Origin of the sequence: Pseudonocardia lacus, assembly GCF_018531445.1 — a bacterium.
GTDB lineage: Bacteria > Actinomycetota > Actinomycetes > Mycobacteriales > Pseudonocardiaceae > Pseudonocardia > Pseudonocardia lacus.
The window spans coordinates 1-3,444 of sequence record NZ_JAHDTH010000385.1; the positions used below are offsets into that span (position 1 = coordinate 1).

3 protein-coding genes are annotated in these 3,444 nt (G+C 77.6%); 1 reads left to right on the forward strand and 2 read right to left on the reverse strand.

The features are described from left to right. Nucleotides 1-558 (forward strand): hypothetical protein (locus KIK08_RS38165; protein WP_214408183.1); only part of this gene is annotated, 558 nt, incomplete at its 5' end. A 24-nt stretch (nt 559-582) separates the two neighbouring features. On the opposite strand, the gene KIK08_RS38170 is transcribed toward KIK08_RS38165, so the two are convergent. Beyond that, entirely contained in the window at nt 583-1,779 is a 1,197-nt protein-coding gene (locus tag KIK08_RS38170; protein ID WP_214408184.1) for a TIGR02679 family protein, read from the reverse strand. Continuing rightward, the coding region (locus tag KIK08_RS38175) for an SbcC/MukB-like Walker B domain-containing protein (protein WP_305849633.1) at nt 1,776-3,444 on the reverse strand (1,669 nt) is incomplete at its 5' end. The genes KIK08_RS38170 and KIK08_RS38175, both read right to left, overlap by 4 nt.

Here is a 3,444-nt window from a genome sequence, read left to right on the forward strand (position 1 = left end):
ACGGCCTCGGCGGTCGAGCGCTCCCGCGTCGACCTCGCCCTGCGCGCGCTCGCCGACCGGGCCGCCGACGGCCTGCCCGAGCCGTGGCCGGACACCGTCCGCGCCGCCGCCCGGTCCCGCGCCGACGACCTGCCCGACGCCCTCGACCGCGCCGTCGCGACCACCGACCTCGGCCTGGCGCGCAAGCCGGTGTGGTGGCGCGCGGTCGGCCTGCTGCAGGCGCTGCTCGCCGTGCTCGCCCTGGCCGGCGGGCTGTGGCTGGCCGGGCTCTACGCCCTGACCGTGCTGCGGCTGCCCGAACCGGAGACCCCCGACGTCGGTGAGCTGCCGCTGCCCACGGTGCTGCTGCTCGGTGGGCTGCTGGCCGGGTTGCTGGTCGCGCTGCTGGCCCGGCTGCCGGCCCGGATCGGGGCCCGGCGGCGGCGCGCGGCGGTCGAGACGAGATTGCGCGCAGCGGTGACCGACGTGGCCGACGAGCTGGTCCTGGCCCCGGTCGCCGCCGAGCTGGCCGCCTACTGCGGGCTGCGCGACGCCGTCGGGCGGTTGCGCGCGGGCTGAGCCGGCGTTCCCCGGCGCTGCGCATCACCCGGCCAGGTCGGCCAGCAGCAGCTCCACCACCTGCTCCTCGAACACCGCGACCCCGCGCTCCCGCATCGCCGTCGCCAGGTCCGCGTCCCACGGCGCCTCGGTCACCCGCCCCACCGGCCGACCGGTGGCCGGGACGGCGCCGCGGTAGTCCGCGGCCGACATCCGCCACGGCGTCGCCGGGGTCTTCGCGGTCACGTAGGCGGCGATCCGGACGCCTTCGCCGTCCAGGTCACCGTGGTAGCGCAGCCGCGCACCACCGGCGGCGAGCTGCCGGAGCAGCAGCACGGCCGCTCCGTTCGGCCAGCCGGACGTGCACACCAGCGGCGGGCAGGCCGGGCCGAACCGGGTGAGGGCCAGGGCCAGGACCGACGGGTTCTCGACGACGTGCACGACCCCGGCGCCGGCCACCGCACCGGTGGAGCGGAGCTGAGCGAGGGTCAGGGAGACGGCGTGGCCGTCGTCGCAGCACCGGCGGCAGAGGTCGGGAACCAGGCCGGTGCCCGCGGGGCGCAGGCCGGCGGCCAGCACGGAGACCGAGAGCTGGTCGCCGGTGACTCCCATCCGTTCCCACAGGGCGCGGCGGTCCTCCGCGTTCGCCGGCGGGGGAGCCCCGTGCAGGCAGGCGAGGGCGCGCAGGACGACGCCGGAGAGGGGCGTGCCCTCGTCGAGGGAGTGGGGGTCGTGCAGGACGTCGGAGGCGAACGTGGGTAGCGGGCGGCCGTCGGCGGGGAGGTGGGCCAGCACGGTGAGGGCGCGTTCCAGCAGCTCGCGGGTCCGCGCCGGGGACGAGGTGCCGGCCTGGCGCAGCGACTCGGCCCAGTCCCGCAGGGCGGGTTGGGCGCGCAGCGCCTCGTGGTCGGACAACCACGACCACAGGGCCGACCGCGAGGCGGCGGCCGCGGCGCGCTCGGCCGCGCGGTCGCCGAGCGGGCCGAGCAGGACCTCGACGACCGCGCCGGTGTCCAGGCCCGCCACCTCCCGCAGCACCGCGTCGAGCCGGTCGAGGCGCACCCTCTCGTGCTCGGCCGCGAGCCGGTCGAGCCCGAGCAGGTCGGCCAGGGCCGCGCGCTGCGGTTCGTCGAGGGGCCCGACGCGCAACGTCCCGACCGGGCGGCCGGACGACAGGCGTTCGTGGGCCACCTTCCACACCGGCTCCAGCAGCGGATCGCGCAGCGCGGCCGGGAGGGTCATCCGTCGTCCTGCCAGTCGTGGCCGTCCCACACGAACCGGGTGGTGGTGACGGCGTCGTCGCCGTCGTCGCCCGTCGTCAGTGCGTGCACGGCGATGCCGTCGAGCTCGGCGTAGGCGCACCACTCGTGGTCGGAGGTGAGGACGAGGTCGAGGTCGAGGGAGGCGAGCAGGGCGAACACCTGGCCGCGGTTGGTGGTGTCCACCCCGACGAAGACCTCGTCGAGCAGGATGATCCGGGGTGCCATGGGCACCGCCTGGTAGTGGGCGGCGACCGCGGCGAACAGCGGCAGGTGCAGCGAGATCGCCTTCTCGCCGCCGGACAGCGCGCCGTGCAGGCGCCGGGTCAGCAGCTGCCAGCCGTCGCCGTCGCCGCGGTCCACCCGGACCACGAACCGGTGCCAGCGCGTGTAGTCGAAGACCTCGGCGAGCTGCTGCTCCCAGCTGGTGGCGCTGCCCTCGACCCGGGCCTGCTCCACGCGGTCGCGGAAGAAGTGGTGCAGGGCGGCGCGGTCGTCCTCCGACAGCCGGGCCGGGTTGCGCAGCAGCAGTTCGCGGGCGGCGCGGGCGGCCGGTGGCAGGTCGGGGTCGACCTGCCACACCAGCTGCACGGCCACCCGCGACGCGGTGCGGACCTCGGCGAGCCGGTCGTTCATCCGGTCGACCAGCTCGGTGGCCTGGCGGATCCGGTCGGCGATGTGGCGGCGGGTGTCGCCGGTCAGCGTGGTGTCGAACAGCTCCCGCTCGGCCGCGGTGATGTCGTCGCGGGCCCGGGCGGCCTCCTCGGTGAGCCGGGCGCGCAGCGCGGCCGCGCCCATGCGGACGCCGCCGACCAGCGCGGTGAGGACCTGGACGTCGCCCTCCGGCTCGACGACCAGGTCGGCCCGGGTGCCCAGGACGTCGCGGCCGGCGTGCAGCTCCTCGGCCAGCCGGGCGAACGCGTCCTCGATGTTGCGCCGGGCGTGCGGGACGTCCGGCCAGCTGGCCGCGATCGCCCGGGCGGCCTCCAGCGTGGAGCGGACGCCGTCCTCGCCGGTGAGGTCGAGCTCGATGCCGGCGTCGGCGGGCAGGACCCCCGCGCACAGCCCCTGCAACCGGGCTCCCGCCGCGTCGCGGGCGGTGCCGGCGGCCTCCCGGCGGGCCTCCTCGGCACGCAGCCCCACCCGCAGGCCGCCGATGTCGACCTCCACCTCGCGCTGGGCCCGCGCCGTCTCCCGGACCACGCCCTTCGCCGCGCCGAGCTGCTCGCGCAACCGGTCCAGCTCGGCGAGGATCTCGTGGTAGGCGGTGCCGATGGAGGCCTGCGTGGTCTCCACCTCACGGGCGAGGAGCCGGTGCTCGCGCTCGTCGCCCTCGGCGCGCTCCAGCGCCTCCTGCGCGCGGGCCGCGCCGGCCCGCACGGAGTCCAGCGCCGTGTCCGCCTTCTCCCGCGCCGCCGCGTGGTCGCCGACCGCGCTCAACCACCGCACGGCCGTGGCGCGGTAGCCCTCGACGGCCCGCTGCAGCTCGTCGAGCTCGTGCTCGGTGGTGGGTGCCCCGCTCTCCGCGGCCTGCCCGGCCAGCGTCCGCGCGGCGTCGCGCACCGCGGCCGTGGCCTCGCCGAGCTTGGCCACCCAGCCGGTCGCGGCGCGGTCGGCCGCGTCGACCCGCAGCGCCGCCCCGTCGACG

Bases quoted from the DNA above. Each gene is read 5' to 3' on its own strand.
- KIK08_RS38170 (WP_214408184.1), bottom strand. From the start codon at position 1,779: ATGACCCTCCCGGCCGCGCTGCGCGATCCGCTGCTGGAGCCGGTGTGG.